This window comes from Actinoallomurus acaciae, from assembly GCF_042429965.1.
In the GTDB taxonomy this organism is placed as follows: Bacteria; Actinomycetota; Actinomycetes; order Streptosporangiales; family Streptosporangiaceae; genus Actinoallomurus; species Actinoallomurus acaciae.
The window spans coordinates 1-4,724 of sequence record NZ_JBHLZP010000591.1; the positions used below are offsets into that span (position 1 = coordinate 1).

The window sequence follows — 4,724 nt, forward strand, 5'->3', positions numbered from 1 at the left end:
GGCCCAGCAGCGGTCGGGCCATCCGGTCACGCCGCGCGCGACCGCCTCGGCCACGCCGGTGCCCGGCGTCACCCCGCCGGGCGCGATCGACGCGCTGAGCCGGATGCGCCGCACCGTCGACGAAGGCCTGGCGGTCAGCGAGGTACGCGCGGACGTGGCGGTCGACCTGGACAACCTCATCGGCAACCTCCAGGCGGAGATCGCCGCGGGCGTGTACGTCGACGTGGACCAGCGGGTGCGCGAGCTCCGCCAGAAGATCGTCCAGCGCGTCCGCGAGGGCGGCCTGACGCAGAACCGCGCGGACGCGCTGACCCGCACCCTCACCGCTCTGTGACGCGTCCGCTCAGCAGCAGGCGGGCGTAGGCGGCCATCGTGAGCGCGTCGACGATCTCCTCGGTCCGCAGCATCCGCTCGAACTCCGCCCGGGAGAACCACTGCTGCCGCATGCCCTGCTCCTCCGGGTCGCGGTCAGGCTCTCCGCTGGTCAGGCCGGTGGCGAGGAACATGTCGCAGCTCTGACTCGTGAACCCGGGCGCGATCGCGAACGACCCGAGCCGCTCGACCGTCGCCGCGCGGAGCCCGGTCTCCTGGGCCAGCTCGGCCCGCGCCAGCTCCTCCGTGGTGGTCTGCCGGTCGTCGGGCCAGGTGCCCTGCGGGAACTCCCATGAGCGGCGCGACAGCGCGTACCGGAACTGTTCGACGAGGTGGAACCCGTCGTTCTCCAGGGGAATGACGAGCGCCGCCGTCGGCTTGTCCACCACCCCGTAGATCCCCGGCGAACCGTCCGGGTGACGGATGTCGTCCTCGCGTACGGTCATCCAGCGGTTCCGGTAGACCTCTCGGGTCGCGATCTGAATCATGCGCCCACGATGCCATGGCCACCGAACCACCCGGCCGCCACCGGGAGGGTGAGAGCGGAACTCCGCACCTCGCTCGAGGAGCTCATGGATGAGTACTCCGAGCAGGCCGATCGCCTGCGGCAGATGCGAAGCGACCTCGACCAGGTGAGCGCCAAACAAGGCACTACTAGGCGCCGGTGCCGGTCCGGGCGACGATCTCCGCGGCGAGGTCCCAGCTCAGTTCGTCGTCCTCGGGGGCCAGGGCGTCCTCGGCCCCCGTGCCGCCCCGGGCCTCGGCCAGGACCCGCGTCACACCGCGACGTACCTCCGCCACCTGGTCCGGGTGGCGCAGGGCGGCGCAGGCCCGCAGGTTACGCAGGGACAGCGACGCGGCGTCGAGTTCGGCCAGGAAGCGGTCGGCGAACGCCGGGGGCTTGGCGGGCAGGCCGTACTCGTCCGCCAAGGTGGCCAGGTCGTCATGCAGCGCGCGCAGGTCCACCAGGTCCTGCTGAACCGCGTCGGTGAGGGCCTCGGCGACATCGTCGTGGTCGACATGGCTCCGGACAAGATCAAGGATCGTCCGGTGCGGGGTGGTGACCGGCACGCCACGGCTGACGGTGACCTCCGCCGCGGTCAGCGGAGCGACCGTGAGGCGCGTCGCGCGGGGCGCCTCACGCTCCTCCGGCGCCGTGAAGGTGACGAAAGGGATCGCCAGCGAGCCCATCCCGTGCACGTTGCAGGCGGACTCGTGGGAGAGCACCACGTCGGCCGCGGGCTCGGGACGCTCCGACGCGAACAGGTCAGGCGCCGTCGCCAGCCAGGCGGCGTACGGATACGCGTGGATCGGACCGAGCGGGCTGCCGGCCAGCTGGTACACGTCCCACTCGAGCGGCTTCACCAGTTGTGACTCTTCGAGATGCGCGAGCGCGGCTTCGGTGACCCCCAGTCTGGTGGCCTGGGCAGAAGTGATCAGCCCGTGCTGCCGCCCGGCAGCGTTCGACAGATCGGACAAATCCTTCTCCCACATGTGCCCTACGGCCTCGCCTCGTCCAGCGCCTACAAGTGTCGTTGGTCCCGCCCGGCGGTCGCATGCGGGACGGCCGCCGGAAAGGACACTACCGACGGCTTGTACCAAGACCCTGAATACTCTGACGCTCTCACCGGCCGGGAGGTGCCATGGGCGGGCGAATATCCACACCGGCCATCCACACCGGCCACTGCGCGACACAAGTGGATCATGTTGACGAGTTCCCAGCGAACAAGCGGGATGAACGCCACTATGAAGTATGAGCTGGGGCACAACGTCCGATGTCGTGCAATTTGATGCGATCGCGGGCGATTTTCTGAGGTCGAGGCCGGTCGAGAACACCGTTCTCGTCACGGTCCTGGAGGCGCTCCGCGCCCGGGGCTCGGCGGCGTACGGGGACACTCCGGCGGTGCTCGGTTCGTGGCTGCCCCCCGGAGGCTGCGTCTCCGGTGCGTTCGTGCACACCCCGCCCTTTCCCCTGCTGCTCAGCCTGATGCCCCAGCAGGGCGTCCGCGAACTGGTGCGGGCGCTGAAGGCCGGCGGGCGGCCGCTGCCCGGTGTGACCGCCCGCCGCGAGATCGCCGAGGACTTCGCCGCGCTCTGGCACACGGCGACGGGCACGGACTTCGCGATCTGGGAGCGCCGGCGGCTCTACCGGCTGGACCGGGTCCGGCCGTCCTCGGTGCCCGGCCGCGCCCGGCCGGCGGTGCCCGCCGACCGGGACCTGCTGCTCGCCTGGTACCACTCCGCCGAGCGGGAGATACGCGAGCGCCCCGGCGACCACGGCGCCGCGGTCGACGACCGGATCGGGTACGGCGGTCTCACCCTTTGGGAGAGGGACGGCGTCGCGGTCTCCCTCGCGGGCCGTACCCGGATGGTCGCGGGCATGGTGCGGATCGCGCCCATCTACACCCCGCCCGAACACCGGGGCCGCGGATACGGCGCGGCGGCGACCGCCGCGGTGAGCCAGGCCGCCGTCGACGCCGGCGCCGGAGAGGTCGTGGTCTTCGCCGACCTCGCCAACCCGGCGGGCGTCGCCGTCCACCAGCGCGTCGGCTACCAGCCCCTGGACGACTACCTCGTCATCTCCTTCGGGACCGATCACCAGCCCCGTTGACCGCACATCGCCGCGGGTGAAACCGCCGGTTGGACGTCCGACCTCCGACCGCCGGTTTCGATGATCGTTCAATCGAGCAAGCGGTTGGGTACACGCGTCATAATGTCAACGTGGTTAGCACGGGCAAGGGCAGCGGGCCGCATCGAGATGGCTCGGGAGCCTCGGGCGGCGGCCGACGCCGGGGCTCCGTGCTCGCCTCGGAGCGCCGCGAGCACCTGGTACGGCTGGCCGCCGAGCTGTTCGCCGAAAAGGGCTACCAGGCCACGACGGTCCGCAACATCGCCGACGAGGCGGGGATCCTCTCGGGCAGTCTTTACCACCACTTCGACTCCAAGGAGTCGATCGTGGACGAGATCCTCTCCTCCTTCTTCGACGAGCTGAACGCCGCGAACAAGGCGGTCCTCGAGCGCGGCGGCGACCCGCGCACGGTCCTGGCCGAGCTCGTCCGAAACTGCTTCCGCACACTGGTGCCCCACCGCGCGGCCGTCATGGTCATGCAGAACGACTGGAACTACCTCCGCCGGTTCGACCGGTTCGACTACCTGGCGCGGGCGGAGGAGGAGACCGAGCGGCTGTGGGTCGGCCAGATCGAGCGTGGTCAGGGGACCGGCCTGTTCCGCGACGACATCGACGCCCGGCTGACCTACCGGATGATCCGCGACACGATCTGGGTGGCGGTCCGCTGGTTCCAGCCGGCCGGCCGGCTCGACGCCGAGGGCGTCGCCGACCACTACATCGCGGTCCTGTTCGACGGCATCTCCACCGGCCCGCGCTGAGACGCTCCCCAGCGCGGGCCGGCACATCCGCTACGACCGCACCGGCACCTCCGGGCTCCGCGCGGGAGGCGAACCCGGTTCGACGGCCGGCAGGATCCGGTCCAGCCAGCCCGGCAGCCACCAGTTCACCCGGCCGAGCAGCTCCATCACCGCCGGCACCAGCACCATCCGCACGACCGTGGCGTCGATCAGCACGGCGACGCCCAGCCCGAGGCCGACCTGCTTGACGGCGATGTCGCCGACCAGCAGCACCGACAGGAACACACAGACCATGATGGCGGCCGCCGCGGTGATCACGCGGGCGGTGCGGGCCAGGCCACGGGTCACCGCGGTCCTCGTCTCCGCGCCGAGGTCGTACTCCTCGCGGACCCGGGAGATCAGGAACACCTCGTAGTCGGTGGAGAGCCCGAACAGGATCGGGAACATGAACAGCGGCACCCACGGCGTCACCGGCGTGGCGGCCGGGAAGCCGAGCTGGTGGCCGAGCCAGCCCCACTGCACGACGGCGGTGAGCACACCGTACGCCGCCGCGATCGACAGCAGGTTCATCACCGCGGCCTTCGCCGCGATGGCGACCGAGCGCACCAGCACGAGCAGCAGGAGCAGGGACAGGCCCACCACGACGACGATCAGCCAGGGCAGCCGCTCGCTTACGGCGTCGGAGAAGTCGATCGTGCCGGCGTTGGGCCCGCCGATCAGCACGCCGCCGCCGGCCCGGGGCACGACGGTGTCGCGCAGCCGGTGGACCACACCCGGCGTGGCCGCTTCCTGGAGCCCGGTCCGCGGGTAGGCGACGAACATGGCGGCGCCGCCGTCATCGCTGGTCCGCACCGGGGTCACGGACGCGATGCCCGGCGTGTGCCCGACCGCCGCGGCGACGGCGCGCGCGTTGTCCGTCGAGCAGGAGACGAACACCAGCGGCGCGTCGTACCCGGGGCCGAAGCCCGAGGCGAGGATGCGGTGCG

Annotated in this window: 6 protein-coding genes; 3 read left to right on the forward strand and 3 right to left on the reverse strand. The window is 71.4% G+C overall.

Annotated features, from left to right (window positions below):
- The coding region (locus tag ACFFNX_RS42710; protein ID WP_378211961.1) for a hypothetical protein at positions 1 to 334 on the forward strand (334 nt) is incomplete at its 5' end.
- Here the strand turns inward: ACFFNX_RS42710 and ACFFNX_RS42715 are convergent.
- A complete protein-coding gene (locus ACFFNX_RS42715) occupies positions 321 to 860 on the reverse strand; it encodes an NUDIX domain-containing protein (protein ID WP_378211962.1) in 540 nt (179 codons plus the stop codon). The two genes, ACFFNX_RS42710 and ACFFNX_RS42715, sit on opposite strands and share 14 nt — an antisense overlap.
- A gap of 166 nt (positions 861 to 1,026) precedes the next feature.
- Positions 1,027 to 1,851 (reverse strand): hypothetical protein, encoded by an 825-nt coding sequence (locus tag ACFFNX_RS42720; RefSeq protein ID WP_378211963.1) that lies wholly within the window; start codon positions 1,849 to 1,851, stop codon positions 1,027 to 1,029.
- Positions 1,852 to 2,152: 301 nt separating this feature from the next.
- On the opposite strand from ACFFNX_RS42720, the gene ACFFNX_RS42725 reads away from it, so the two are divergent.
- Positions 2,153 to 2,983 (forward strand): GNAT family N-acetyltransferase, encoded by an 831-nt coding sequence (locus tag ACFFNX_RS42725; RefSeq protein WP_378211964.1) that lies wholly within the window; start codon positions 2,153 to 2,155, stop codon positions 2,981 to 2,983.
- 110 nt (positions 2,984 to 3,093) lie between these two features.
- The gene (locus tag ACFFNX_RS42730) at positions 3,094 to 3,759 is read left to right on the forward strand and encodes a TetR/AcrR family transcriptional regulator (protein ID WP_378211965.1); all 666 of its coding nucleotides are present in this window, start codon (positions 3,094 to 3,096) and stop codon (positions 3,757 to 3,759) included.
- 30 nt (positions 3,760 to 3,789) lie between these two features.
- Here the strand turns inward: ACFFNX_RS42730 and ACFFNX_RS42735 are convergent.
- The coding region (locus ACFFNX_RS42735; protein ID WP_378211966.1) for an MMPL family transporter at positions 3,790 to 4,724 on the reverse strand (935 nt) is incomplete at its 5' end.

Excerpts from the sequence above, each read along its gene's own strand:
- ACFFNX_RS42715 (WP_378211962.1), bottom strand. The coding sequence starts at position 860 with ATGATTCAGATCGCGACCCGAGAGGTCTACCGGAACCGCTGGATGACC.